Annotated in this window: 26 protein-coding genes and 1 pseudogene; 15 read left to right on the forward strand and 12 right to left on the reverse strand. The window is 44.7% G+C overall.

Translation table 11 applies throughout. The features are described from left to right. Positions 1 to 140 precede the first annotated feature (140 nt). Positions 141 to 497 carry a YtxH domain-containing protein gene (locus LJF29_RS06715; RefSeq protein WP_010333594.1) on the reverse strand — a complete coding sequence of 119 codons (357 nt, stop codon included), beginning with the start codon at positions 495 to 497 and terminating at the stop codon, positions 141 to 143. 127 nt (positions 498 to 624) lie between these two features. Here LJF29_RS06715 and LJF29_RS06720 point away from each other — a divergent pair, with 127 nt between their 5' ends. Next, complete coding sequence (locus LJF29_RS06720; protein WP_010333595.1) at positions 625 to 816, forward strand: hypothetical protein; 192 nt, start codon at positions 625 to 627, stop codon at positions 814 to 816. Positions 817 to 889: 73 nt separating this feature from the next. On the opposite strand, the gene LJF29_RS06725 is transcribed toward LJF29_RS06720, so the two are convergent. From LJF29_RS06725 to LJF29_RS06735, 3 genes are all read right to left on the reverse strand, one after another. Continuing rightward, positions 890 to 1,408 (reverse strand): tryptophan transporter, encoded by a 519-nt coding sequence (locus tag LJF29_RS06725; RefSeq protein ID WP_229147697.1) that lies wholly within the window; start codon positions 1,406 to 1,408, stop codon positions 890 to 892. A 123-nt stretch (positions 1,409 to 1,531) separates the two neighbouring features. Continuing rightward, the gene (gene serC, locus LJF29_RS06730) at positions 1,532 to 2,611 is read right to left on the reverse strand and encodes a 3-phosphoserine/phosphohydroxythreonine transaminase (RefSeq protein WP_168747327.1); all 1,080 of its coding nucleotides are present in this window, start codon (positions 2,609 to 2,611) and stop codon (positions 1,532 to 1,534) included. 135 nt (positions 2,612 to 2,746) lie between these two features. Then, a complete protein-coding gene (locus LJF29_RS06735; RefSeq protein ID WP_003327743.1) occupies positions 2,747 to 3,184 on the reverse strand; it encodes an HIT family protein in 438 nt (145 codons plus the stop codon). Between the two features lie 490 nt (positions 3,185 to 3,674). Here LJF29_RS06735 and ecsA point away from each other — a divergent pair, with 490 nt between their 5' ends. The 3 genes from ecsA to LJF29_RS06750 are packed head-to-tail and all read left to right on the forward strand — an operon-like array spanning position 3,675 to position 6,367. Next, positions 3,675 to 4,418 (forward strand): ABC transporter ATP-binding protein EcsA, encoded by a 744-nt coding sequence (ecsA, locus tag LJF29_RS06740; RefSeq protein WP_010333599.1) that lies wholly within the window; start codon positions 3,675 to 3,677, stop codon positions 4,416 to 4,418. Continuing rightward, positions 4,411 to 5,637, forward strand: a complete 1,227-nt coding sequence (locus LJF29_RS06745; RefSeq protein WP_229147698.1) for an ABC transporter permease — start codon at positions 4,411 to 4,413, stop codon at positions 5,635 to 5,637. Before ecsA ends, LJF29_RS06745 begins: the two co-directional genes overlap by 8 nt. A 22-nt stretch (positions 5,638 to 5,659) precedes the next feature. Beyond that, the gene (locus tag LJF29_RS06750; RefSeq protein WP_229147700.1) at positions 5,660 to 6,367 is read left to right on the forward strand and encodes an EcsC family protein; all 708 of its coding nucleotides are present in this window, start codon (positions 5,660 to 5,662) and stop codon (positions 6,365 to 6,367) included. A gap of 16 nt (positions 6,368 to 6,383) precedes the next feature. Here LJF29_RS06750 and LJF29_RS06755 read toward each other — a convergent pair whose 3' ends face one another. From LJF29_RS06755 to hmoB, 4 genes and pseudogenes are all read right to left on the reverse strand, one after another. Next, positions 6,384 to 7,574, reverse strand: coding sequence for a M20 family metallopeptidase (locus LJF29_RS06755; protein ID WP_010333602.1), 1,191 nt, complete (start codon positions 7,572 to 7,574; stop codon positions 6,384 to 6,386). 72 nt (positions 7,575 to 7,646) lie between these two features. Beyond that, the gene (locus tag LJF29_RS06760) at positions 7,647 to 9,038 is read right to left on the reverse strand and encodes a hypothetical protein (RefSeq protein ID WP_229147702.1); all 1,392 of its coding nucleotides are present in this window, start codon (positions 9,036 to 9,038) and stop codon (positions 7,647 to 7,649) included. A gap of 79 nt (positions 9,039 to 9,117) precedes the next feature. Then, positions 9,118 to 9,404 (reverse strand): annotated as a pseudogene (locus LJF29_RS06765) (hypothetical protein). 50 nt (positions 9,405 to 9,454) lie between these two features. Next, positions 9,455 to 9,955, reverse strand: coding sequence for a heme-degrading oxygenase HmoB (hmoB, locus tag LJF29_RS06770; RefSeq protein ID WP_044156545.1), 501 nt, complete (start codon positions 9,953 to 9,955; stop codon positions 9,455 to 9,457). 121 nt (positions 9,956 to 10,076) lie between these two features. On the opposite strand from hmoB, the gene LJF29_RS06775 reads away from it, so the two are divergent. The 6 genes from LJF29_RS06775 (at position 10,077) to LJF29_RS06800 (ending at position 18,957) form a co-directional block, all read left to right on the forward strand. Next, positions 10,077 to 12,221 (forward strand): transglycosylase domain-containing protein, encoded by a 2,145-nt coding sequence (locus tag LJF29_RS06775; RefSeq protein ID WP_229147705.1) that lies wholly within the window; start codon positions 10,077 to 10,079, stop codon positions 12,219 to 12,221. Between the two features lie 120 nt (positions 12,222 to 12,341). Further along, positions 12,342 to 13,403 carry a uroporphyrinogen decarboxylase gene (gene hemE, locus LJF29_RS06780; RefSeq protein ID WP_010333608.1) on the forward strand — a complete coding sequence of 354 codons (1,062 nt, stop codon included), beginning with the start codon at positions 12,342 to 12,344 and terminating at the stop codon, positions 13,401 to 13,403. A 74-nt stretch (positions 13,404 to 13,477) separates the two neighbouring features. Continuing rightward, on the forward strand, positions 13,478 to 14,410 hold the full coding sequence (hemH, locus tag LJF29_RS06785; RefSeq protein WP_229147706.1) for a ferrochelatase: 933 nt from the start codon (positions 13,478 to 13,480) through the stop codon (positions 14,408 to 14,410). Between the two features lie 14 nt (positions 14,411 to 14,424). After that, positions 14,425 to 15,837 carry a protoporphyrinogen oxidase gene (hemY, locus tag LJF29_RS06790; RefSeq protein WP_168747333.1) on the forward strand — a complete coding sequence of 471 codons (1,413 nt, stop codon included), beginning with the start codon at positions 14,425 to 14,427 and terminating at the stop codon, positions 15,835 to 15,837. A 146-nt stretch (positions 15,838 to 15,983) separates the two neighbouring features. Continuing rightward, positions 15,984 to 16,559, forward strand: coding sequence for a TetR/AcrR family transcriptional regulator (locus LJF29_RS06795; protein ID WP_229147708.1), 576 nt, complete (start codon positions 15,984 to 15,986; stop codon positions 16,557 to 16,559). 70 nt (positions 16,560 to 16,629) lie between these two features. Next, positions 16,630 to 18,957 carry a YhgE/Pip domain-containing protein gene (locus LJF29_RS06800; protein WP_229147710.1) on the forward strand — a complete coding sequence of 776 codons (2,328 nt, stop codon included), beginning with the start codon at positions 16,630 to 16,632 and terminating at the stop codon, positions 18,955 to 18,957. A 42-nt stretch (positions 18,958 to 18,999) separates the two neighbouring features. Here the strand turns inward: LJF29_RS06800 and fabHB are convergent, their stop codons facing one another. Then, positions 19,000 to 19,977, reverse strand: coding sequence for a beta-ketoacyl-ACP synthase III FabHB (gene fabHB, locus LJF29_RS06805; RefSeq protein WP_229147711.1), 978 nt, complete (start codon positions 19,975 to 19,977; stop codon positions 19,000 to 19,002). 121 nt (positions 19,978 to 20,098) lie between these two features. Between fabHB and LJF29_RS06810 the strand changes: the two genes are divergently transcribed. Next, positions 20,099 to 20,875, forward strand: coding sequence for a YhfC family intramembrane metalloprotease (locus LJF29_RS06810; RefSeq protein WP_229147717.1), 777 nt, complete (start codon positions 20,099 to 20,101; stop codon positions 20,873 to 20,875). Positions 20,876 to 20,959: 84 nt separating this feature from the next. Here LJF29_RS06810 and LJF29_RS21280 read toward each other — a convergent pair whose 3' ends face one another. Next, the gene (locus LJF29_RS21280; RefSeq protein ID WP_420709688.1) at positions 20,960 to 21,151 is read right to left on the reverse strand and encodes a hypothetical protein; all 192 of its coding nucleotides are present in this window, start codon (positions 21,149 to 21,151) and stop codon (positions 20,960 to 20,962) included. A gap of 137 nt (positions 21,152 to 21,288) precedes the next feature. On the opposite strand from LJF29_RS21280, the gene LJF29_RS06820 reads away from it, so the two are divergent. Both LJF29_RS06820 and LJF29_RS06825 read left to right on the forward strand, forming a co-directional pair. After that, the gene (locus tag LJF29_RS06820) at positions 21,289 to 22,329 is read left to right on the forward strand and encodes a M42 family metallopeptidase (RefSeq protein WP_229147721.1); all 1,041 of its coding nucleotides are present in this window, start codon (positions 21,289 to 21,291) and stop codon (positions 22,327 to 22,329) included. A gap of 14 nt (positions 22,330 to 22,343) precedes the next feature. Continuing rightward, complete coding sequence (locus tag LJF29_RS06825) at positions 22,344 to 22,751, forward strand: ASCH domain-containing protein (protein WP_229147722.1); 408 nt, start codon at positions 22,344 to 22,346, stop codon at positions 22,749 to 22,751. Between the two features lie 41 nt (positions 22,752 to 22,792). Here LJF29_RS06825 and gltT read toward each other — a convergent pair whose 3' ends face one another. Further along, complete coding sequence (gene gltT, locus LJF29_RS06830; protein WP_229147730.1) at positions 22,793 to 24,082, reverse strand: glutamate/proton symporter GltT; 1,290 nt, start codon at positions 24,080 to 24,082, stop codon at positions 22,793 to 22,795. A gap of 272 nt (positions 24,083 to 24,354) precedes the next feature. After that, the gene (gene yhfH / locus LJF29_RS06835; RefSeq protein WP_010333618.1) at positions 24,355 to 24,489 is read right to left on the reverse strand and encodes a protein YhfH; all 135 of its coding nucleotides are present in this window, start codon (positions 24,487 to 24,489) and stop codon (positions 24,355 to 24,357) included. Positions 24,490 to 24,647: 158 nt separating this feature from the next. On the opposite strand from yhfH, the gene LJF29_RS06840 reads away from it, so the two are divergent. Both LJF29_RS06840 and lplJ read left to right on the forward strand, forming a co-directional pair. Further along, entirely contained in the window at positions 24,648 to 25,382 is a 735-nt protein-coding gene (locus tag LJF29_RS06840) for an MBL fold metallo-hydrolase (RefSeq protein ID WP_229147732.1), read from the forward strand. Between the two features lie 12 nt (positions 25,383 to 25,394). Continuing rightward, positions 25,395 to 26,390 carry a lipoate--protein ligase LplJ gene (gene lplJ, locus LJF29_RS06845; RefSeq protein ID WP_229147733.1) on the forward strand — a complete coding sequence of 332 codons (996 nt, stop codon included), beginning with the start codon at positions 25,395 to 25,397 and terminating at the stop codon, positions 26,388 to 26,390. The last annotated feature ends 19 nt before the right edge of the window (positions 26,391 to 26,409 follow it).

Raw genomic sequence — 26,409 nt, forward strand, 5'->3', positions numbered from 1 at the left:
GCCAATAAAATAAAGATTAATAAAGATGAAAATGTAAGAATTTTTTAATAAATTCTTGAGCCGTTGCTAGGAAAGGCTTTTGCGAATAAAAAAAGTGCAGGTCATGTTTTGACCCGCACTTTTTTCCTTTGAATAGGATATTAGTTTTGTAAGGTTTTCTCCAGCTGTTTGATTTTTTCCTCAATATCGGCGATTTCTTTTTGAAGATCCTGCTGATGAGGTTTGATCTCTTCCTGCCATTTTTTAATTGAGGTTTGCAGTTCACCGCTTACGTCTTTAATGACATCTGCACTTTCTTTTGCCGCTTTTACTAGCTGGTCCTTTAAGGTTACGCCATCTGATTTTAAGCGCTTGATCGTTTCTTCAAAAGAATCGCAATTGGTTTTTATTTTTTCACGCAGCTGTTTACCTGAAGAAGGTGCTGATAGAAGAACTGCAGCACCTCCGATGATGCCGCCTACAAATAGTCCTGTTAATAGAGAACGTCCGTCCGCCATTAAAATCACCCCGTTTTTTTCTTGAAATATGATACATTCAGATTTTTCCATTTTGTTCGAAGAATGAACTTCTATACATAGCTTGCTTTATTTTAGCATATTTTTTAAGTGAAAAGGAGGGAGAAGGTTGTCTGTCTTTATGATTGTGTTATCCTGCATCACCCTTGCCTTTGCAACAGGCGCCATCTACTATATCAGACTTCTCAGCCAGGCTGCTTCTTATCCGCCGAAGAAAGTCATTCGGCAGAAAGCGCTTGTTTGTTCAACCGGAACCGCCTTTACACTATGTCTTATCTTTATCACAAAACTCATCGCTTAAAACATACTGACATGCTGCGGGCTCTTTTTAAGAAAAAACCTCTCCCGGAAGCGGAAGAGGTTTTGTGTCACATTTATTTTGCAGCTTCCATAAAACTTGAGCGTCTTAAAATGGTTTGCACGATCGGATACATCATGATCATGGCAATTGTATTCAATACAGCTGCCGGCAGAACGACTGCGGCGAATAATGCGGCGAAACCGCCAGGCAAACCGACGATACATAAAGCTGACGTTAAAAATACAGTTCCTGATAAGATGGTGCCGATGACTGTCAGAACTGCGACTACAGCTGTTTTCTGGCTCTTTCTCACCAGAAGGAACAGTAAGAAAAACAGAAACGCTGATACAGGTTTGTCAATGATATTTGGAATCTGTCCGGCAGGAAACGCGGTTGTAAGAGCTGAAATGATTCCGGTCACAATCCCGATAACGAGAACGTTTTGCACCCGCGGGAACAGTAGAATGCCCATAAACATCATGATCAGCATCATATCAGGTTTCATCCCGCCTAAAAAGGGCGGAATAATGGAATGGAGCGCTGCGCCGATTGCGGCAAACAGAGCCATAACGACTAACTCTTTTGTTTTCATATCTATGCTCTCCTCTGCTAAGCTTTCTGCCCTCCAATAATATGCTCATCATTTATTGCGAAGGCTTAAAGAATTTGTTATGCAAACAGTATACCAAACGAACGGTTTGCACAGCCAGACTTTTTACTCATTTTCCTGCTGGAATTTCTTCATGAAAGCAGTTAATGTTTCACAGTCTTCCAGTGACACCGCATTATAAATGGAAGCACGGCAGCCTCCTACTGAACGGTGTCCGCCAAGGCCTACCATTTTTGCTTCTTTCGCCTCCTGGACGAACTTTTTCGTTAAACTGTCATCACGGAGCGTAAAGGTAACGTTCATGCGTGAACGGCTGTCTTTTCTGGCATGGCCTTTATAGAAGCCATTGCTCTCGTCAATGCAGCTGTAAAGAAGCTGTGCTTTTTGTTCGTTGCGCTGTTCAGCAGCTTCAACTCCGCCGTTTTTCTTCAGCCACTCAAGGACGAGGCTCAGCATATAAATGGCAAATGTGGGCGGAGTGTTGTAAAGAGAATCCGCTTTGACATGTGTTGAATATTTAAGGATTTTCGGAACGTTGGCATTTTCATTTTGCAGCCATGATTTTTTCATGACGACAACGGTAACACCAGAAGGACCAAGGTTTTTTTGGGCACCGCCGTAAATGACGTCAAATTTGGATACATCGATTTTTCTGCTTAAAATATCGCTGGACATGTCAGCGACGAGAGGAATAGGAGAACTCGGGAATTCCTGCCACTGTGTGCCGAAAATCGTATTGTTAGACGTAATATGTAAATATGCGCCGTCTTTTACATCTGTAAGGTCAACCTCGGGAATGTAGCTGTAATTGTCTGATTCGCTTGTCGCCGTCACAGATGTGTTTCCGAACAGTTTCGCTTCAGCGAGCGCTTTTTCAGACCAAGCGCCTGTCATCACAAAATGAGCGGTTTTTTCAGGTGTTAAAAAGTTCATCGGAAGCATTGAGAATTGAAGGCTCGCCCCGCCTTGAAGAAACAGAATGTCATAGTCATCCGGGATGCCCATCAGTTCAATCAGCAAGCTTTTCGCTTTTTGATGCACCGCTTCATATTCTTTGCTGCGGTGGGAAAGCTCCATAACGGACATGCCGGATTCATTAAAATCAATAAACTCTTTCTGTGCTGTTTGCAGAACTTCTAATGGCAGCGCTGCAGGACCTGCGTTAAAATTCGTTGTACGTTCCATCATGATCTCTCCCTGTTTTCCACGTTAATGTAACAAATAATACAATTATCCTATCACAAAAATTCAGTTTTTTTGATAAAAATTTAGAATTATCAAAAGAAATTGCGAATTGTTCACAATAAAAAAACCTCATCTTTATGATGAGGCTAAGCGTTTCGCAATGGATGAAGAAATGTCTTGCAGATCTTCCGGTTTGTAATCATCTGCATGTGTTTTCCACACTGCTCCGAATCCGTCGCCTTTTCCGTAGCGCGGGATAATATGCATGTGGTAATGGAAAACAGATTGTCCTGCTTTTTCGCCGTTGTTGTTTAACGTATTTAAGCCGATCGGTTCAAATTCATCCCTGATGGCGCGGGCAATTTTCGGAACGGCGTGAAAATACTGTTTCGCTAATTCGTCTGTGAATTCGTAAACATTTTCAATATGTGTTTTTGGGATAACGAGGGTGTGGCCTTTCGTCACTTGGCTGATATCGAGAAATGCCAGCACATGTTCATCTTCATAAACCTTTGCTGACGGAATTTCGCCGGCGATAATTTTACAAAAGATACAATTCTCTGCACTATGCATGAGGGTTCCTCCTTATGAAATTGTGTTTTTATGTATAAACTCATCGTACCACAGAAATGCAGAAAATAGAAAACAGGATGAACGGCGGAGCGTTCATCCTGAATGCAGAGGAATCAGCTTTATGAAGAAAATGTGATATGCCTTTGGTAAGCACCTCATTTGTCAATAAAATGAAGACTTGTTTAATGCCTAACGATTCCTGCGATAAACACCTCATTTGACAGTCAGCTTCAAAATTGAAGATTTATCAATTCAGTGAATGGAGAAAAGGTTTGAGCATAGGACATGTTTATTTTCTATCCAACTGTGCCTAAGACGTCTTTGACAAACACCTCATTTTTCAGTTGATATGCTTTTTCCTCTACAACAATTATAATGTCCAGGAACCTGTCTCTTTATGACAGCAAATTCATCATTTGTTAAAAGGGAATTGTTTCAAATCAGGCTTTGTTTTGGTACTATGAAGAAAAACAATATAAGGGGAGAAACTATGTCTCTGCTATCGGTAAAAGATTTAACCGGCGGTTATACGAGAAATCCGGTTTTGAAAAACGTGTCATTTAGCCTTGAGCCGAACCAAATTGTCGGTTTAATCGGTTTAAATGGTGCAGGTAAAAGTACAACAATCAGACATATCATCGGGCTGATGGACCCGCACAAAGGATCTATTGAGTTAAATGGAAAAACCTTTGCCGAGGATCGGGAAGGCTATCGGTCCCAATTCACTTATATTCCTGAGACTCCCGTTTTATATGAAGAGCTGACGCTGATGGAGCACCTTGAATTGACGGCGATGGCCTACGGCCTTTCAAAAGAAACGATGGAAAAAAGATTGCCTCCGCTGTTAAAGGAATTCCGAATGGAAAAGAGGCTGAAGTGGTTCCCGGCTCATTTTTCTAAAGGGATGAAGCAGAAGGTCATGATCATGTGTGCGTTTTTGGCAGAGCCTGCGCTCTACATCATTGATGAGCCATTTCTGGGACTTGATCCGCTGGCAATCAATGCGCTGCTTGAGCGGATGAATGAAGCCAAGAAAAGCGGAGCGAGCGTGCTGATGTCAACACACATCCTAGCAACGGCGGAGCGCTACTGTGATTCGTTTATCATCTTACATAACGGCGAAGTGCGGGCGCGCGGCACGCTGTCAGAGCTCAGAGAGCAGTTTGGAATGAAGGACGCGGCGCTGGATGATTTGTATCTAGAGCTCACAAAGGAAGACGCTGGCCATGAATAACATGCTGGATATTTGGCAGTCACGGCTGCAGGAGCATATCAAAGAAACAAGAAGGTACATGAAATATATGCTCAACGATCACCTCGTTATCGTTTTGATCTTTTTTATCGCAGGTGCCGCGAGCTGGTACAGCAAATGGGTACGGGACATTCCCGCCCACTTTCCGTCCTTTTGGGTGATGGCCGTGCTGTTTTCACTCGTTCTGACAGGGTCTTATGTGCGGACGCTTTTAAAGGAGGCTGACCTTGTCTTCTTATTGCCGCTTGAGGCTAAGATGGAGCCGTATTTGAGACAGGCGTTTGTTTACAGCTATGTGTCCCAGCTGTTTCCGCTGATTGCACTGAGCCTCGTAGCAATGCCGCTTTATTTCGCTGTCACGCCGAGGGCCTCGCTCGTGTCGTATGCGGCGGTATTTGTACAGCTTCTGCTGCTGAAAGCGTGGAATCAGGCCATAGAATGGCGTATGACGTTTCAAAATGACCGAAGCATGAAACAGATGAATCTTGTCATTCGTTTTGCCGCTAATACAGTCGTCCTGTATTTTGTTTTTCAATCGGTTTATGTGTATGCGCTTGTAATTTATATCATTATGGCGGCTCTTTATCTTTATGTGTCTTCCGCTGCAAAAGGAAAAACATTCAAATGGGAGAGCCATATTGAATACGAGTTGAGACGCAAGCAGCGTTTTTACCGGATTGCCAACCTGTTTACGGATGTGCCGCATTTAAAGAAACAAGCGAAACGGAGAGCGTATCTCGACTTTTTGCTGCGGTTTGTGCCGTTTGAACAGCGTAAAACGTTTGCTTACATGTTTGCCCGCGCGTTTTTTCGTTCAAGTGATTACTTAGGCATTCAAGTCAGATTAACCGTTATTTTTGCGCTGATCATTATGTATGCCTCTGCAAGCCCGATGATCGCAGGGATTTTGACTGTGTTTACCGTCTTTATCACAGGTATTCAGTTTCTGCCGCTATTTGGCCACTTTGACCATCTGGCGCTTCAAGAGCTATATCCTGTCAAAAAGGAAGCGAAGCTGAAAAGCTATTTCTCTCTATTAAAAGCTGCGCTTAGCGTGCAGGCTCTGCTCATGGCAGCGGCCTCTGCCTATGCTGCGGGCGCTGCAGGTTTTCTGTACGCGCTGATCGGCTCTGCCGTCTTGATCTTTGTTGTTCTGCCGTCCTACATGACCGCCAGATTAAAAAAACACGGGAAGCTGTGAGCTGAAAAAAGGGGTAGGTCAAATGAGCGAGAATCTGCTGATGCAGGAAGCTCTTCAATGGAAAATGCATTTCTTGCGAAAGGATTCCATGTTTGAGCGCTTCTCAAAGCGTGTGCAAACAAAGGTGAATGAACGGATACCTGAAAAAATTCATGCAGCGGTAACTGAAAGCGTGAAAAAAATGGTGGAAGCCACAATGGCGGGATCTAATATCATTACCTATAAGAAGGATACAAGCACACTTTCACTCAGTGAAAAAAACGAGCTTGCCAAAAAAACGATCGCTTCTTATCAAAAAGTGGCGGCTGCTGAAGGAGTCGGCACCGGGGCGGGCGGCATCTTTTTAGGTATTGCTGATTTCCCGCTGCTGCTCTCCATTAAGATGAAATGTTTATTCACTTTGTCCTCAATATACGGCTTTGAAGTGAAGAATGCAGAAGAAAGGATGTTTTTGCTGCTTGTATTTCAGCTTGCTTTTTCGAGTGATGACTGCCGCAAATCGCTTTTTTCTGTCATTGAAAACTGGGAGATGGAGAAAAAGGATATTGACTGGAGAGTATTTCAGCAGGAGTATCGCGATTATATTGATGTCGTCAAGCTTTTTCAGCTTTTACCAGGGGTAGGGGCCGCAGTCGGCGGAATTGCCAATTATAAACTGCTTGCTCAGCTTGGAGATACAGCAAGACACGTTTTTCATCTAAGAATATTAAAGAAAACAGCCGGAGAGTAAAACTCCGGCTGTTTTTTTATGATAAATGATAAGTGATTGCAGCCCCTGCAAGCACTTTGGCAGCAGTCAGCATCGCTTTTTCATTGATATCAAATTTCGGATGGTGGTGGGAATAGATACGCTCAGGCTGTTCAGGAGCGGCTCCGGTAAAGAAAAAGGTTCCTTTGACATGCTGTAAGTAATAAGAAAAATCTTCGCCGCCCATTTGCGGTTCACCTTTAAGAACCTGATGAACGCCGTCTGTGTTTTTTGCGACGTTTACCAGGTGGTCCGTCTCCGCGGGGTGATTGACTACCGCTGGGTATCCGCGTTCGTAGTTGTAGTCATAGGAAGCGCCGTGCATGCTGCACACTCCTTTTACAACGGCTTCAATTTCTTTTTCCAGAATGTCGCGGACATTGTCATTAAACGAACGGGCTGTGCCAATGAGTGTTGCATGGTCTGCAATCACATTAAAGGGATTATCAGCCATAAAAGAGCCTGTCGATATGACGGCGGAGTGAATCGGATTGACTTTGCGGCTGACAATATGCTGCAGCGAGGAAACGATTTGCGAGCCGATCAGGACGGCGTCTTTTGTATCATGGGGGTGAGCGCCATGGCCGCCCTTTCCGTGAATGCTGATTGTAAATCTGTCAGCTGCGGCCATTACGGCGCCGGAGCGGCAGAGAATGGTTCCAATCGGCTCAGTCGCCCAAAGATGGGTACCGAATATGACGTCTGCGTTTTCAAGACAGCCGTCCTCAATCATCGGTTTTGCACCTCCTGGCGCGTACTCTTCAGCGTGCTGGTGGATCATAATAAACGTTCCTTTGAGATCATGCCTGTTCTGATAAAGCACCTTTCCAACGGCAAGCAGAGCCGCTGTATGGCCGTCGTGGCCGCATGCGTGCATGACACCGGGCACTTTGGAAGCGTAAGGAACATCTTTTTCATCTTGGATGGGAAGGGCGTCAAAATCGGCCCGCAATGCGACAGCAGGACCGGGTTCGCTGCCTTCAATATAAGCCAGAACCCCATTGCCGCCGACTTTGGTGCGGATCGGGACTCCTAACGATTCGTAATAGGAAGCAATAAAAGCGGCCGTTTTTTCTTCCTGATTGGAAAGTTCAGGGTACATATGGAAATGGCGCCTGATTTCCACCATTTCATTGAAACAGCTGTCGAGCTGTTTGTTTATCTCTTTTTGCAGCGTGTTGATGGACAAAGCCGCTTCCCCCTTTTCTAAGCTTTTCCATGATTGTATAGAAAAAGTCTGAATATTTCAACTGGTTGTGTTTCAAAGCATGATCATCGCTGCAATGGTTGTCACCGAAAGCCCGATGACAACGGGGAGGAAGTTCTTTCTGGCAAGCTCGAATGGATCGACCTTGCAAATGGCTGCAGCGGGAATGAGCGCCCATGGAATAAGCGTACCGCCGCCCACCCAGATGGCTGATATTTGCCCGAGTGCAGTCAGGACGGCTGGATCAGCATGGAGAGCAGATGAAAAAAGCTTGGCGATAGAGCCGGCGAGGGAAATGCCTGAAAATCCTGAACCGTCGAGTCCGGTTACGGCTCCAGCGGCAGTCAAAGCTGCGGCCGCAAGCTCTTTGGACATAGGCATCGCGTGGGATAGGGCGATGCCGAGATCATTGACAATGCCGTGTGAATGTTTAGGAAGTTCAGTACCCAATATGCTCTCATAGCCGGAATCACCAAGATAAAAGAAAGCGGCAATCGGGATAACGGGACCGAAAACCTTAAAGCCGAATTGAAACCCCTCAATAAAATATCCAGTAATTTTTTCAAGCCCTTTCTGTTTATACACAAGGAAATTGACGATCAGCAGGATGCAAATGGATGATCCGCCAATTAACGCGGTTGCATCATTTCCTTGAAGGTTGAATATGACCATACAGGCGATATCAGCTGCAAATACAAGAGGAATCAAAAGAGCCAGCAAAGACCGAAGCCGTTTCGGCAAATACATTGAAGTGTCATGTTCAGCTGACATCATCGGGGAAAAAGAAGCGGGCCGCATTTGTTTTTTGCGTTCACGCTGAATCATAAAGAAAGCGGCAGTTGTTGTAGTCACGCCCATAATCAGAACGAGCGGAATGCTTGCTGAGACGACATCACCAACAGGGATGCCTGCTGCATCAGCTGTCAGTTTTGGCGCTGCTTGAATGACAAAGTCTCCTGAAAGGGCAAAGCCGTGCCCGAATAAATTCATTGCCATGGCGGCAGCGATAGGCGGCAGGCCGGCACGGGCGGCTGCCGGAAGCAGAACGGCGCCGATTAAAGCGACACCCGGCGAAGGCCAGAAGAAAAGAGAGATGGCAAACATCAGTCCGCCTATCAGCCAGTATGCCATCACAGGTCCTTTAACTAGTCGTACAAAGGGAGAAATCATCGCTTCATTTATCCCTGTTTTCGTTAACACATCACTCATAGATACGATAAAACAGATAATGAAAATCGTAGGCAGCAGCTCAGATGCCGCGTAGATGAAGCTGTGGAATAAACTGCTGACCGAAGCTGAAAGCGAATGGCTGGCCCATAACGAAATGATGAAAATCCCAAATAACGATATAAAGGTTGTATCTTTTCGCAGCAGCATAAAAAGAATGATTGCTCCAATAAAAAACACATAAAGAACATGAACAGACATAATCCCGATTTCCATCATTGATCACTCCTTCCGCTTCCTACAGATTATTCATAGGCGGGCGGAAGGTGCTGGGACAGAAGGTATCCGATAGCAGATATTACTTCAGATCAACATGGATATGTTTTAGCTGCTCGACCAACTCATGCTTCAATCCCTTTTTAGCCTGCTGCTGATGCTGGCACCGGCAGCAAGCCATTTTTTTCGGTAGGCGGTTATGCTTTCCGAAGGTTCTAAGTAAGAGCCGTCCTCACTCATCATTTCATAATCGTCGAATCCGAATTGGAAGCCGCAGCACAAGCAGATTTCATAGGAGTGATTCCCTCGGTTATCATATGCCGGTTCTGTCAGCCCTTTAAACCCGCAGACTGGGCAAATATATTTCATCTCACTTCCCTCCCTTTCGCCATAAAAAAAACTGCCGGACATTCCGGCAGCTATTCGACAGCAACATATGTGGTGACATACGAAGGCCGGGAGAAGATGGACGTTGTGTCAACTCCGGCAGACGTGCCGCGTTTTTTGTGGGCTTCTTTGTATGAGCCTGACTGCTGCCAGTCTTGGAAGGCTCTTTCTGTTTCCCACAAGGTGAGAATGACGTACGTATCGCTGTCAAGGGGACGCAGGACACGAATGGCTTCAAAACCGGGCTCGTTTTCGACTTTTCCCGCTCTGTTTTTAAATCTGTTTTCAAACAGCGGCCGCCCTTCCTGTGTGACGGCTATATTGTTCAATACTGCGAAACCGGGATGCTTCATGTCCCCGACTTGGTCAATGACTTCATAAGAATGGGGGGCCTGAAAAACCGTTTCTCCGTTTGTTTCGTGAATTAAAATCGCATTTTCCTGTCCCTGCATCAAAAGCATATTTTCCGAGGAATGTTTTTGCACGATGTTTTTCAAAAAATCGGCTGTCCCATATGTAATATATACCTTCATATCAGCCACCTCCTGCTTGCTAGTATATCAAAACAATGGTATAAGTTTCTATTGGCGACTGCTTCAAACATAAATCAAAACAATTTTTCCCATACTACCTTTAGAAAGGCGAGGTGAGTTCATGTTTAAGATAAAGAAAAAGAAACTTTTCATTCCCATCATTATTTTAGTGTTAACTGCTTTTCTCGCATTAATAGGATATATTTCAATCATTTTTCTCGGTCATTATGTCATAGATGAAAAGAAACTGGTCCTTCACGCATCTTCAAAAATTGTTGACCAAAACGGGGATGAGGTCGCAAGTTTGTATACAGAGAATCGTGAACCGGTCTCTATTAATGAAATTCCGAAAGAGGTCAGAGAAGCGTTTATCGCAGTGGAAGATAAGAGGTTTTACGAACACCACGGTATCGATGTGAAATCTGTTGGAAGAGCGGTGTACCGCGATATATTAGCAGGAGGAAAAGTAGAAGGCGGGAGCACGATCACCCAGCAGCTTGCCAAAAATATCTTTCTGACACATGACAAAACGTTTTTAAGAAAAACGAAAGAAGTGATCATAGCGATCAACCTTGAACGGGACTACAGCAAGGACAAGCTGCTGGAAATGTATCTGAACCAGCTATACTTCGGACACGGGGTTTATGGCATTCAAGCTGCGTCCCACTATTATTTTAATAAGGAAGTTAAAGATCTAAGCGTATCCGAAGGCGCGGTCTTGGCTGCTATTCCGAAGGCGCCTTCTACGTATTCTCCTGTTTTGCATCCTGATAAAAGTAAGGAGCGGCGGGATACGATTCTCGGGATGATGAATGACCAAGGCTATATCAGTGCGAAAGAGGCTGTCAGTGCGCAGGGGAGGACGCTCGGGCTGAACGTGAAGAAACAGTCAAAAACACCTTGGTTTGACAGCTATATTGACCTTGTGATCGAAGAAGCGGAGGATAAGTATTCCATTTCCGGAGAGCAGCTGCTTCAAGGCGGGTACACGATTAAGGTGCCGCTTGATTCAAAACTGCAAAAAACGGCTTATCAAGTCATGAAGGAAGGCAGCTATTATCCCGGAACAGATCAAGATGCGGAAGGAAGCGCAGTTTTTATCAACAATAAAACGGGCGGTGTGGAAGCGGCGATCGGCGGAAGAGATTACACGGCTAAAGGATATAATCGTGTGACAGCTGTGCGCCAGCCGGGATCAACGTTTAAGCCGCTGGCTGTATACGGACCGGCGATGCAGGAAAAGAAATTTAAGCCGTACTCTCTGTTAAAGGATGAATTACAATCCTACGGAGACTATACACCAAAAAACTATGACGGGCGTTATGAAGGGGAAGTCACGATGTCGGATGCCATCACTTACAGCAAAAACGCGCCGGCAGTGTGGACGCTGAATGAGATCGGTGTGGAAACGGGAAAATCTTATTTAAAGTCAAACGGTATTGATATACCGGATGAGGGGCTTGCTCTAGCTCTCGGCGGTTTAGAAAAAGGCGTGTCGCCCCTCCAGCTTGCCGGCGCTTTTCATACGTTTGCCGCAAATGGAACATACACCGAGCCGTACTTTATTTCAAACATAACAGATGAGGACGGGGAAACAATAGCCGATCATAAAGAAGAAGGAAAACGAGTATTCAGCAAACAAACGTCTTGGAACATGACGAGAATGCTTCAGCAGGTGGTTAAGAAGGGAACGGCAACGTCCGGCACCTATCACGGCGATCTTGCCGGGAAAACCGGTTCTACCTCATATACTGGCGTTTCCGGCGCCACAAAGGATGCCTGGTTTGCAGGCTATACGCCGAACATAACGGGTGCTGTCTGGATGGGCTATGACAAAACAGATCACAACCATTACTTAAAAGGCGGAAGCGCATATCCGACCAGAATGTTTAAGGATATTTTGACACAGGCTGGCGAAACGGGTTCTGCGTTTACGAAGCCTAAAAAAGTAAAAGAACTTGAAAGCCCTATTGAGCTTGAGCCTGTCAAAACGCTGACGGCTGACTATACATTTAGGGCAGCGGGGCTGTTTACGATTGAATTAAAATGGGATGCGCAAGAGGATGATCGGGCAGTATACAGAATTTATGTAAATAAGGACGGCAAGGATACGCTTCTTGATTCTGTTGAAGGAAAGGGAAGCTATGAGATCCCATATGCCAATTTGTTTTCGGGTGCTTCCTATAAAGTGGTGCCTTATAATACACAGACAAAAAAAGAAGGAGAAGGAACCGATTACGTTCAGCCGAAGTTGTTTTCCTCTTAATGGAATTCGGCGATTTTTTGAACTTTGGGCCGGATTTCTATACCATTTGCCCAAAACGAGGTATAGTGTAATGGTCAAGGAACACGAACGTATGGTTGCAGTATGAAAGGTGGAAATCAAATGAGGAAACGAGAAACGTTTAACGAGACGTTTTTAAAAGCTGCGCGGGGAGAAAAAGCGGATCACACGCCTGTTTGGTACATGAGACAAGCCGGGCGCTCACAGCCGGAGTACCGTAAGCTGAAGGAAAAATACGGATTGTTCGAAATTACACATCAGCCCGAATTGTGTGCGTACGTCACAAGGCTTCCGGTCGAGCAATACGGAGTCGATGCTGCAATCCTTTATAAAGATATTATGACGCCGCTTCCGTCGATCGGTGTGGATGTTGAAATTAAAAATGGAATCGGGCCGGTGATTGATCAGCCGATTCGTTCTCTGCAGGACATTGAAAAGCTCGGAAAGCTTGAGCCGGAACAGGACGTGCCGTACGTGCTCGAAACGATCAAACTGCTTGTCAATGAACAGCTTGACGTCCCGCTAATCGGTTTCTCTGGTGCGCCTTTTACGCTTGCCAGCTATATGATCGAAGGCGGGCCTTCGAAAAACTACAATAAAACAAAAGCCTTTATGTACAGCATGCCGGATGCCTGGAACCTGCTGATGACAAAGCTTGCCGACATGATTATCGTGTATGCGAAAGCGCAAATAAAGGCGGGCGCAAAAGCCATTCAAATCTTTGATTCATGGGTTGGCGCGCTGAATCAAGCGGATTACAGAACGTACATCAAACCAGTGATGAACCGGATTTTTTCTGAGCTGGCGTCGGAAAATGTGCCGCTTATCATGTTTGGTGTAGGTGCCAGCCATTTAGCAACGGATTGGCATGACCTGCCTCTCGATGTTGTCGGGCTCGATTGGAGGCTTAGCATTGATGAAGCCAGATCAAAAGGCATCACCAAAACAGTGCAAGGCAACCTGGACCCGTCCATTTTGCTTGCTCCGTGGGAAGTGATCGAGAAGAGAACGAAAGAAATTCTTGATCAAGGCTTACAATCGGATAGCTTCATTTTTAACCTCGGGCACGGCGTATTTCCTGATGTCAGTCCGGAAGTGCTGAAAAAGCTGACTGCATTTGTACATGAATATTCTCAATCAAAGAAAATAGGCCTATACTCCTGAGCATATTTTTTGGTATCAGGATAAAAGCCTGTCAAAATTGTTTTGTGATAGATCATCTAAAGAGGGTGTAAACAGTGGGTAAAAAGAAAATGGGGCTTCTCATTATGGCGTACGGCACGCCTTACAAAGAAGAAGATATAGAGCGTTATTATACACATATCAGAAGAGGCAGAAAGCCTGAGCCTGAAATGCTTCAGGATCTGAAAGACAGATATGAAGCAATCGGGGGCATTTCGCCGCTTGCCAAAATCACAGAGGAACAGGCTTATAAACTTGAACAGCACTTAAACGAGATTCAGGATGAGATTACGTTTAAAGTGTATATCGGGCTGAAGCATATCGAGCCGTTTATTGAAGACGCTGTGGCAGAGATGCATAAGGACGGAATTACAGAGGCGGTCAGCCTTGTATTGGCACCGCACTTCTCCACATTCAGCGTGCAGTCCTACAACAAACGTGCGAAAGAAGAGGCTGAAAAACTCGGCGGGTTAACAATTACGTCTGTTGAAAGCTGGTACGATGAGCCGAAGTTTGTGAAATATTGGGTTGACCAAGTGAAGGACACGTATGCGTCAATGCCAAAGGAAGAAAGAGAAAACGCGATGCTCATTGTTTCCGCGCACAGCCTCCCGGAAAAAATAAAAGAGTACGGAGACCCGTACCCGGATCAGCTTCATGAATCCGCGAAGTTGATCGCTGAAGGAGCAGGCGTATCTGAATACGCTGTCGGCTGGCAAAGTGAAGGCAACACGCCTGATCCGTGGCTTGGACCTGACGTGCAAGATCTGACACGTGATTTATTTGAACAAAAAGGCTATCAAGCATTCGTATATGTGCCTGTCGGATTTGTCGCGGACCATTTAGAAGTGCTTTATGACAACGATTATGAGTGCAAAGTGGTGACTGACGATATCGGCGCCAGCTATTACCGGCCGGAAATGCCGAACGCTAAACCGGCATTTATTGATGCTTTAGCAACAGTCGTTATGAAAAAATTAGGACGTTAAAGAAGGCGATGAACATGAGTGACGGCAAAAAGCATGTAGTCATCATCGGCGGCGGCATTACCGGTTTAGCCGCCGCTTTCTACATGGAAAAAGAAATCAGAGACAAAAATTTGCCGCTTGAGCTGACGCTTATTGAGGCAAGCCCGAGAGTAGGCGGAAAAATCCAGACTGTCAAGAAGGAAGGCTATATCATCGAAAGAGGGCCTGACTCATTCCTGGAACGAAAAAAAAGCGCTCCGCAGCTTGTCAAAGACTTAGGTCTTGACCATCTGCTTGTGAACAATGCGACTGGACAATCCTACGTGCTTGTCAACCGCACTTTGCATCCGATGCCGAAGGGAGCTGTAATGGGAATACCAACCAAAATCGCGCCGTTCGTGTCAACGGGGCTGTTTTCTCTGTCAGGGAAGGCGAGAGCTGCCATGGATTTTATCCTGCCCGCAAGTAAATCAAAAGAGGATCAGTCACTGGGTGAATTTTTCCGCAGACGTGTCGGGGATGAAGTTGTCGAGAATTTAATCGAGCCGCTTTTGTCAGGCATCTATGCAGGTGATATCGACAAACTCAGCCTGATGTCAACATTCCCGCAATTCTATCAGACGGAACAAAAGCACAGAAGCCTGATCCTGGGGATGAAAAAAACAAGACCTCAAGGCTCCGGCCAGCAGCTGACAGCCAAAAAACAAGGGCAGTTTCAGACGCTGACAACAGGCCTGCAGACGCTTGTCGAAGAGATTGAAAATCAATTAAAGCTGACAAAGGTATACAAAGGCACAAAGGTTACCAACATTAGCCGAGAGGGCACGGGCTACTCGCTTGATCTTGATAACGGCGTATCCCTTGATGCCGAATCAGTGATTGTAACAGCACCGCATAAAGCTGCCGCGGGAATGCTTTCCGATTTGCCGGCTGTTGCAAACCTGAAAAACATGCATTCCACATCTGTGGCGAATGTCGCCTTAGGCTTTCCGGAAGGTACCGTCCAGATGGAGCATGAGGGCACGGGCTTTGTCATTTCAAGGAACAGTGATTTCGCGATCACAGCTTGTACGTGGACGAACAAAAAATGGCCGCACGCAGCGCCGGAAGGCAAAACACTGCTTCGGGCATATGTCGGAAAGGCCGGAGACGAATCCATCGTCGACCTCTCAGATAACGACATTATCAACATTGTGCTGGAAGACTTAAAGAAAGTAATGAAAATCAACGGCGAGCCGGAAATGACATGTGTCACACGCTGGCATGAAAGCATGCCTCAATACCATGTCGGCCATAAACGGCGTATCAATGAGCTCCGAGAAGCGCTGGCTTCCTCCTATCCTGGTGTTTACATGACTGGGGCATCTTTCGAGGGTGTTGGAATTCCGGACTGTATCGATCAAGGAAAAGCAGCTGTGTCAGATACGCTGAAATATTTATTCGACTAAACCTCCGTACCGGTACGGAGGTTTTTTGTGTCTAGGTGATGGCAATATTGTGTAAAAAATGTTTGAATTGTTCAGCATGGTATGATACATTTGCATATGTACTTATTGACTAAAATGTTCAAATGGTCAGTTTTGAGGTGATATAAATGTCAATAGATCGAAAAAAGCTCATTTTGGAGGCTGCCACAAAGTCTTTCACACAGTTTGGCTATAAAGCGACGACAATGGATTTGGTGGCGAAGCTTGCGAACGTGGGAAAAGGAACCATCTATACGTTTTTCAAAAATAAAGAAGAGCTGTTTGACGATATTTTCTCTACGTTATTGAGAGAAATGAAGCAAAAAGCCGACGAAGCGATGGAGCCTGATCTCCCGTTCCATGAAAATGTCCACAGGGCGCTGTTTGCCATTCTGGAATTCAGGAAAACACATCAGCTGACGATTAAAATTTTTCAAGAAAATGCTGAGATTGGTACAATGGCAGTTCAGGACGTGATTCAGAAAATGGAGCGTTCCATTCTTTCTTATATTAAAAATAAGATAGAAGAGGGTGTCGAAAACGGAGATATCAAGCCATGTGATCCTGAGCTGACGGCTTTTGTCATGTTGAAGCTTTATATCGCGCTCATTTTTGATTGGGAAAAACAGCATCCTCCGCTTGATAAAGAAACGATTGCGGAACTGCTTGAGTTGTATGTTGTCAAAGGATTGTCAGCCAACTAGATAATCCTTTCTCTTTACAAGAAAATGACCATTTTTCATGATGAGTCAGTTTTAGAATGGAGGCATCAGGATGAACACAATACGAAGTCAATGGAAAGACATCGTAACGAGTAAAAAATTATTGATTCCCATCATCGCCATTTTGTTTGTCCCGCTTATTTACAGCGGTGTTTTCTTAAAGGCTTATTGGGACCCGTACGGCACAGTTGACCAGCTGCCTGTCGTTGTCGTTAACCAGGACAAAGGAACGACATATGAGGGAGAAAAGCTTCAAATCGGTGATGATCTGGTAAAAGAATTAAAGGATAATAAAAGCTTTGACTGGCATTTTTCCAATGATCTCGACCAATCATTAAAGGACTTATTAAATCAAAAATACTATTTAGTAGTCGAGATTCCAGAAGACTTCTCTAAAAACGCCAGCACTGTAATGGACAAAAATCCGAAAAAACTGGATTTGAAATACCATACGAATGCCGGTTCAAACTATGTAGGGGCAACGATCGGCGAAAAAGCGATTGATAAACTGAAAGCTTCTGTTTCTAAAGAAGTGACCGAGCAATATACGAAAGTGATTTTTGATAACTTTAAAGATATTGCCAAAGGCCTCAGCGACGCGAGCAGCGGAGCGAAAAAAATTGATGACGGCACCAAGGATGCAAAAAACGGAAGCGCTAAGCTGAAAGAAAACCTGGAGAAGCTGACAGAAAGCACTGCGACAATCAGCGACAAAACGGCTCAGCTTGCAGCAGGGGCAGCTAAAGTAACAAGCGGCATTCAATCGCTTGACAGCTCGCTCGGCAAATTCCAGGACAGCAGCAATACCATTTATGAAAATTCAGGAAAAATTGCCGCGGGGTCAAGTGAGCTGACAGGCAAGCTGAATGAACTTCTTGCCGGCCAGCAGACATTGCAGCAGGGATTTCCAAAGATTACAAACGGGCTGGATCAGCTTAATACAAAGGCCGCAGAGGCTTCTCAGAAAGTAGAAAAAGCAGAGAAGGTCATAAACGCAGTCGATTTGACACAGCTTGAAACAGCTGTCAGCAACCTTGAAAAATCTGAAACTGCGATGAACGAATTTAAAAAGCAGCTGACAGAGTTTGAAAATAGCTTAAAAAACCGTGATCAGGCATTTGAAAATCTGATCAATTCAAGCGAGTTCTTAACAGCGGAGCAAAAAAGCCAGCTGATTCATTCTGTTGAGAAGAAGCTACCACAAGTGGATGCGCCTGATTTTGACCAAATCATAAGCCGGCTCCCTTCAGTGGATCAGCTTCCTGACATTTCAACGATTAAAGCCTCTCTTGAAGATGTAAAAGAGCAGGCGGCACAGCTGAAAGCAATGCCGGAAGCTACATCCAAGCTTTATAACGGTGCAAAAGCGACGCAGGATGCAATTGACAAATTAACTGAAGGAACCGAGAAGATATACAACGGTTCACAGCAGATCACAGATAGCCAAAATAAACTGACAGCCGGTATTGGAGAATACAATAAACAGTTTGGTAAAGCAAAAGCAGGCTCAGAACAATTGGTGACAGGCGGCAGCCAAGTGTCAGGCGGCTTACTGAAACTGTTAGACGGTTCTAAACAAATTCAAAATGGATCATCAAAACTCGCTGAGGGATCTGAATCGCTTGATACAGGTTTAGGCAAGCTTCTGGACGGCACAGGACAGCTGTCTAATAAGCTGAATGATGCGGCTGATCAAACAGGGGATATCAGCGCTGATGATGAAACATACGGTATGTTTGCAGATCCGGTGAAAACCAATGACGACGCGATTCATTCCGTCCCTAACTACGGAACAGGGCTGACGCCTTATATCCTATCAATGGGCTTGTATGTCGGCGGCATTATGCTGACAGTCGTATTCCCGCTGAAAGAAGCATCAGGCCGTCCGAGAAACGGATTTGAGTGGTTCTTCAGTAAATTTAATGTCATGATGCTGGTGGGAATCATTCAATCGCTGATTGTGGCGACAGTTCTTCTTCTCGGAATCGGTCTCGAGGTGGAGAGCACATGGAGATTTTACGTGTTTACGATCATTACGAGTCTCGCTTTCCTTGCAATGATTCAATTTTTGGCCACGACGATGGGCAATCCGGGACGGTTTATTGCAGTCATTATCTTAGTGCTGCAGCTCGGGGCCAGCGGAGGAACCTTTCCATTAGAATTGCTTCCGCATTTCTATCAGGTGATCCATGGCGCGCTGCCGATGACCTACAGCATAAACGGGTTCAGAGCAGTGATTTCAAACGGAGATTTCGGCTACATGTGGCAGATGGCCGGTGTCTTAATCGGCATTGCTCTTGTCATGATTGCGCTGAGCATTACCTACTTTACGATCTTAAGCCGGAAGGAAGACACTTCAGAAGAACAGCCGGCTTCCTAATGAAAAAGACCTTGTTTCTCAGGAAACAAGGTCTTTTTTGATTTAACATCCCCATTTAATCAGAAGTCCGGTATACGTTAATCCTCCGCCAAATCCGAAAAGCATCAGGGTCTGGTCTTTTTTCAGCTTCCCGGCTTTCACTGCCAGATCAAGGGCCAAAACAATAGAGACTGAGGATGTATTTCCGTAGTATTCGACACTGGTGAGTGTTTGTTCAATCGGAAACGGTGTTTTTTCACAAATCGATTCGATCATGCGCAAGTTGGCGCTGTGGGGAACAAACCAATCAAGATCATCACGGCTGAGCCCTGCTTTGTGTAAAAGATGTTCAAATTCACGGGGAATGGTTCTTGCGGCCCACTTATACACTTCGCGTCCGTTTTGGACCATTTTCCCGGAATCCGCAAGCGGCATGCCGTTGAGTTCGCTCCGCAGTCCTGCCCGATACAAAATATCTGCACCTTTTCCATATGTTCCTTGGACGGAGGCGAGGAATCCCGGTGCCTCTTCAGTTCGTTCAACCAATAGTGCGCCCGCAGCATCGCCGAACAGAACGCATGTCGTTCGATCTGTATAATCAGTCACTTTTGACAATGTTTCTCCGGCGATGACGAGAATTTTTTGATGAAGCCCGGATGTAATCAATCCGTTTGCCACATGGAGACCGTATGTCAGTCCTGCGCATGTCGCATTGATATCTAACGCGCCGGTGTTCTCCCAGCCGAAATATTCCTGCACCCGGCAAGCCGTACTCGGAAAGGCATAATCTGCTGTTGTTGTGGCGACGAGAATCATATCCACATCTTCAAGTGTTCCTTCGTAACGGCTCTCGAGATCTTTGACTGCTTCAATGCATAAGTCTGAAGTGAACTGCTGCTCATCGGCAATCCGCCGTTCTCTCATTCCTGTGCGCTGAACAATCCATTCATCAGACGTATCTACGATTTTTTCCAGATCCGCATTGGTTAAACGCCGGGTCGGCGCATAGGTGCCGATTGCTGTAATGTTTGCTTTTGACATAATAACACAACTCCTTTTATTATCAGATTATAACACTAGATATTAGTATCTGGTACTAAAAAGAGGATTTTTGATAAAAAAAGAGAAACTGTCAGTAGAAAACCAGAAAAGGAGGAAAAAAATGGTCAGTCAAGGAGCGATAGCCTCTATGATTATTTCCGGGGTTATTGCGTTTTTGTTGCCGATCGGACTGATGATATGGTTTAGGCGAAAGTATCATGCTCCGATTAAGGTGTTTTTTATTGGCGCTCTTACGTTTTTTGTCTTTGCTCAGCTGTTGGAGGGCGGCGTTCATGTTTATGTGCTGCAAATGAATGAAACGACGAAAGAACTGATGAAGCATCCAGTCTGGTATGCCCTTTACGGATGCTTGATGGCCGGGATTTTTGAGGAGTGCGGAAGGTATATCATGATGCGTTTCTTTATGAAGCGCCGTCTTTCTTGGGCGGACGGTCTGGCCTTCGGAGCGGGCCACGGCGGTCTGGAGGCGATCCTAATAACCGGCTTGTCCAGCATTACGCTTATCGTGTACGCTTTTGCGATCAATAGCGGCACTTTTGAACAGCTTTTGATTCATCAAGATGTGAAGCAGGCACTTATGCCGATTCAGGCGCAGCTGCTGAATACACCTTCGTATGAATGGCTGCTCGGCGGAATGGAAAGAATCAGCGCCATCTCTGTTCAAATCGGTCTGTCACTATTTGTGCTGTATGCGGTTAAAAGCCGCCGGCCGCTGTTTTTGCTGTATTCGATACTCTTACACGGGCTGTTTAATGTACCGGCTGTTTTATACCAAAAAGGAGTGATAGAACATGCGGCGGCTGTTGAACTCATCGTTGCTGTGATAGCCGCGGCATCAGTGGTTTGGATTGTAAAGGCAAAAAGGCTGTTTCAATAAAAAATCCAAGCAGCAGTAACAGCCCGCTTGGAAAAATATGAATGAAATATTCGTTTAGGCATGGGGTATCAGAATATTTCTGATTCAGTCCTTAGCAATGACAGCAAGAGTGGCAGCGTTTTTTGCAAGAGCAATTTCTTTTCTTTTTCTTTTTTTTCTCGCAAGGGTCATGGCATTCTTTCTCTTTCTTGCAATGGTCGTGGAAATCTTTATCGAACCACTCGTCAAAGAACCAAAAATCATCAAACCAAAAATTACAATGATGTTTCCGTTCATGTGAATGACGACAGCACATAGATATCCCTCCTCTTCCCATGCTCTCTACAGCATATGCTAGATTGATAGGAAAAGATTGGACGGGTCTATCAGGAAAAGAGTATATTTTAAATAGAAAATAAAAGGAGGAATGTCCGATGACGTCCGTTCGGAAAACGATGGAGCTGATTAAAGAACTTGTGTCTATCCCAAGTCCGACAGGGAATACATATGAGGTGATCAAATACGTTGAACACCTTTTAAAAGAATGGAAGGTCGAAACGGTTCTGAACCATAAGGGTGGTTTGATTGCCACACTTCCGGGCCGCGATACATCCCGTCACAGAATGCTGACGGCGCACGTTGACACTCTGGGCGCAATGGTGAAAGAAATTAAGCCAGACGGCCGGCTGAAAATTGATTTGATCGGCGGTTTCCGCTACAACTCGATTGAAGGGGAGTATTGCCAAATTGAAACGGCCTCGGGTAAAACGTATACGGGGACCATTTTAATGCACCAAACGTCTGTTCACGTGTACAAAGACGCGGGAAAAGCGGAGCGCAATCAAGAGAATATGGAAATCCGCCTGGATGAGCCTGTGCACTGCCGTAAGGATACGGAAGAGCTTGGCATTGGCGTCGGAGATTTTGTTTCGTTTGATCCCCGTGTCGAGATTACATCAAGCGGATTCATTAAATCACGCCATTTAGATGACAAAGCAAGTGTGGCCTTGTTGCTTCGCTTAATTCATCAAATTCAAACAGAAGACATTGAACTGCCGTATACGACTCATTTTTTGATTTCTAATAATGAAGAAATCGGATACGGCGGAAACTCCAATATTCCTGCTGAAACTGTTGAATACTTGGCGGTGGATATGGGCGCTATCGGCGACGGGCAGGCGACAGACGAATATTCGGTTTCGATTTGCGTGAAGGATTCGAGCGGTCCGTATCATTATCAGCTGAGAAAGCATTTGGTCGATTTAGCTGAAAAGCATCATATTGACTATAAGCTTGATATTTATCCATATTACGGGTCGGACGCCTCAGCAGCGATCAAATCAGGTCACGATATCGTGCACGGCCTGATCGGGCCGGGAATTGACGCTTCGCACGCTTTTGAGCGCACGCATAAGTCTTCCCTCCGCCATACAGCGAAGCTTCTGTATTATTATGTGCAATCACCGATGGTATAAGAGGGAGAAAATAAATGAAAATCTATGAACTGAAAAGCACTTTTGGCTGGGAAGGCGATGAAGGTCTTGGAGAACAGCTGATCCAGCAAATCCTTGCTGGAGAAAAAACGGCCACCTGCGCGCCAAAGTCGTTATATACAAATGATGAACTGAGTGAGGTATATCAAACAGCGGGACAGCTTGTAACCGTTTATGATAAACATGATAACCCGAGATGCAATATAAAAGTGACAGATGTGTTTGAAACGACCTTTGGAGCGCCTGATATGAGATTAGTCAAAGGCGAGGGCAACGGAGACCGAATTGATGAATTTCAGGAGGACCATTGGAGAGCATGGGCGGAGCTGATCAAAAACGGCGAAATGGAGCTGAATGAGGAGACCGTTTTAATTACAGAGCTGTTTGAGCTAGTTCAAGATTAAAAAAAGCCTGCGGGGCGATAAGAACCCCGCAGGCTTTTTGATTAACCGGAAATGGTTGCGTTTTGATCTGCTTTAGATTGGGTCATGACAGCTTCTGCTTTTGCAGGATTAAACATGCCTTCCCATTTAGACATGACAACGGCAGCAAGTGCGTTACCAGTCAAGTTTACAACTGTACGTGCCATGTCCATAATACGGTCTACACCGGCAATAAAGGCAAGTCCTTCTGCCGGAACACCGATCGTGCCCAGTGTTGCAAGCAAAACGACAAAAGAAGTTCCCGGAACGGCAGCCATTCCTTTAGATGTCACCATCAAAACTAATACAAGCGTAATTTGGTGCCAAATCGTTAAATCAATGCCGTATACCTGTGCCAGAAACAGCGCGGCAATAGACTGATAGAGAACGGAGCCGTCTAAGTTAAACGTATATCCAATCGGGATAACGAAAGATACAATACCTTTCGGACAGCCGATTTTCTCCATTTTTTCCATGATGCGCGGAAGAACGGTTTCAGAGCTGGACGTACTGAACGCCAATAAAATTTCGTCCTTCATATAAGCTAGGAATTTGAAGATGCTGATGCCGGCAATTTTTCCGACAATCCCAAAAACGACGATTAAGAAGAAAGCAAGCGCGACATATACCAATCCAACAAGCTTTCCGAGAGATAGAAGAGAACCGAGTCCGAATTTAGAAACAGTAACTCCGATTAGAGCGAAAACCCCGAACGGCGCTACTTTCATCACAAGATTTACCACATGGAACATCGAATGGGAAACGCCTTCAAAAAAGGCTAATACTGGCTTGCCTCTTTCACCGATTGCGGAAATTCCCAACGCAAATAGTACGGTAAAGAAGATGATGGCAAGAAGATCCCCTTCGACCAAGGATTGGAAGAAGTTTGTCGGCACAATGTGCAGGAATGTTTCTGCCACTGATTTATTGCTTTGTTCTTTTTCTGTTTCAACATATTGACTGATGTCTGTTTTTTGAGCTTCGTGTATATTAACTCCTGTACCCGGGTGGAAGATGTTTGCAAGGGCTAGTCCGAGAATGATGGCAAAGGTCGTAATAATCTCAAAGTACAGAATTGTTCTGAAGCCTAATTTACCAACTTGCTTTCCATTTCCGGCTCCGGCTACACCGATGATTAAACTGGAGACAACAATAGGAATCACTATCATTTTGATTAAGCGTAAAAAGAGATCCCCGATTGGCTGCAGATAAGTAGGCAGTGCTGGGTTGCCGTACCAAATAACGCCAGCAATAACACCTAGAATAAGTCCAACGAATATTTGCGTGGCTAATCCAAACCTAATTCTTTTCATAGATTACCTCCCAAAAAACAAAGTATCAACATATATCATGAATAGACATATATTTAATCTCACTATTAGATCAAATTATAATAGATAAGAAATAGGTTCGTCTATAGTAAATTATATTTCGAAAATATAGAATATTCAAAAATAGAAAGCGAATCACCAGAATTATCTAAAAACGGGTGAGCTTTGACCCAACCCCAACTATTATTTCAATATAAAGAGAAGTTAGAAGAATGAAGAAAATCTCACACTGTATGCGTGAGATTTTCGCCTCTTTACATATCGCTTACTTTTATACAGTCGTTGCAAATATTTCCATAGCACTCATGCTGCTCATCTATCTTTTTTCCGCATTCCGTGCACTTTTTCGAAGGCAGGTTTCTAAAAAATTCAGTAATTTTCCCTAGCATAACCAATCCCTCTTTCCCCTTTGTAATGTCTTCATTGTAATATAACAGAAAGTAAAATTCAATATCTGTTTTGATACAATGTTTAAAACATGCTTTTTTTTAGAAAAATGGGTATATTGAAGGAGGATCAATTTTCTTTTAAAAAGAAGGAGGACATTATGAAAGTTACAGTTATCGGATGCTACGGCGGTTTTCCGGCCGCAAATGAAGCGACGTCGGGCTACTTGTTTCAATTGGGGGATTATTCATTGCTTGTGGATTGCGGAAGTGCCGTGTTATCTAAGCTGTTTGGATATGTCCCGGCGGAAAAGCTGAATGCTGTGGTTCTGTCTCATTATCACCATGACCATATTGCCGACATCGGGCCGCTGCAATTTGCCAAGCAAGTCGGATCGTTCCTCGGCAAAGGAGAGCACACGCTTCCGATTTACGGACATGATGCTGATATAGAACAGTTTCAAAAGCTTACATATAAAACGCATACACAAGGGATTGCCTATCAGCCTGATCAGCCGCTGACTGTCGGTCCGTTTACGATCACCTTTTTAAAAACGGTTCACCCGGTGACTTGTTATGCGATGCGGATTACTGACGGCAGCCATACTATTGTGTATACTGCTGATTCGAGCTATCAGGATTCATTTATTCCGTTTGCGGCAAACGCTGATTTATTGATCTCAGAATGCAATTTTTATGCTGATCAAGACGGGACAAGCGCAGGCCATATGAACAGCTTGGAAGCAGGGCGAATTGCAGAAGAAGCGGGAGCGGGCGAGCTGCTGCTGACCCATTTGCCTCATTTCGGCGTGCATGACAATCTTCGCAAAGAAGCCAAGACCGTTTTTAACGGGGAAGTGAACATTGCGAAATCTGGTTTTGTGTGGGAAGGATAAAGGAGGAGCACCATGTTATTTATTGACAATCAACATATCAATGATCCGCGGATCAATCTGGCCATCGAGGAATATTGCCTGAAATATTTAGACCCTGAACAGCCGTATTTGCTTTTTTACGTGAATCAGCCGTCTATCATCATCGGAAAAAACCAAAATACAATAGAAGAAATCAATACAAAGTATGTAGAGGAAAACGGAATTATCGTCGTCCGCCGTTTATCAGGCGGCGGGGCTGTGTATCATGATTTAGGGAATTTGAATTTCAGCTTTATCACGAAGGATGACGGTGACAGCTTTCATAACTTTAAAAAATTCACTGAGCCGGTGATTCAAGCGTTACATCAGCTTGGAGTGGAAGCGGAATTAAGCGGCCGGAATGATATTGTGGTAAATGGACGCAAAATATCAGGGAACGCCCAATTTGCCACAAGAGGCCGCATCTTCAGCCACGGCACCCTCATGTTTGATTCAGCCATTGATCATGTTGTGTCCGCTTTAAAAGTCAAAAAGGATAAAATTGAATCAAAGGGCATCAAATCAATCAGAAGCCGTGTGGCAAACATCAGTGAGTTTCTTGATGATAAAATGACGACCGACGAATTCCGCAGTCATTTGCTCAGACATATTTTCAATACAAATCACATTCAAGATGTGCCGGAGTATAAGCTGACTGAAAAAGATTGGGAAGTCATTCGCAAAATCTCGGAAGAACGCTATCAAAATTGGGACTGGAATTACGGCCGCTCACCCAAATTTAACCTGAACCATTCGAAGCGTTATCCGATTGGGTCCATAGATTTACGTTTGGAAGTAAAAAAAGGGAAAATTGAAGACTGCAAAATTTTCGGTGATTTCTTCGGTGTGGGCAATGTATCGGAAATCGAAAACCTGCTGATTGGAAAGCAATATGAGCGCAGTGTGATTGCTGATGCCCTGGCTGATGTGAATCTGAAGCATTATTTTGGGAACATTACGAAAGAAGATTTTCTTGATCTGATTTATTAATGTGAAACACATTGTTTGA

Origin of the sequence: Bacillus sp. LBG-1-113 (genome assembly GCF_020708615.1) — a bacterium.
GTDB classification, from domain to species: Bacteria; Bacillota; Bacilli; order Bacillales; family Bacillaceae; genus Bacillus; species Bacillus mojavensis.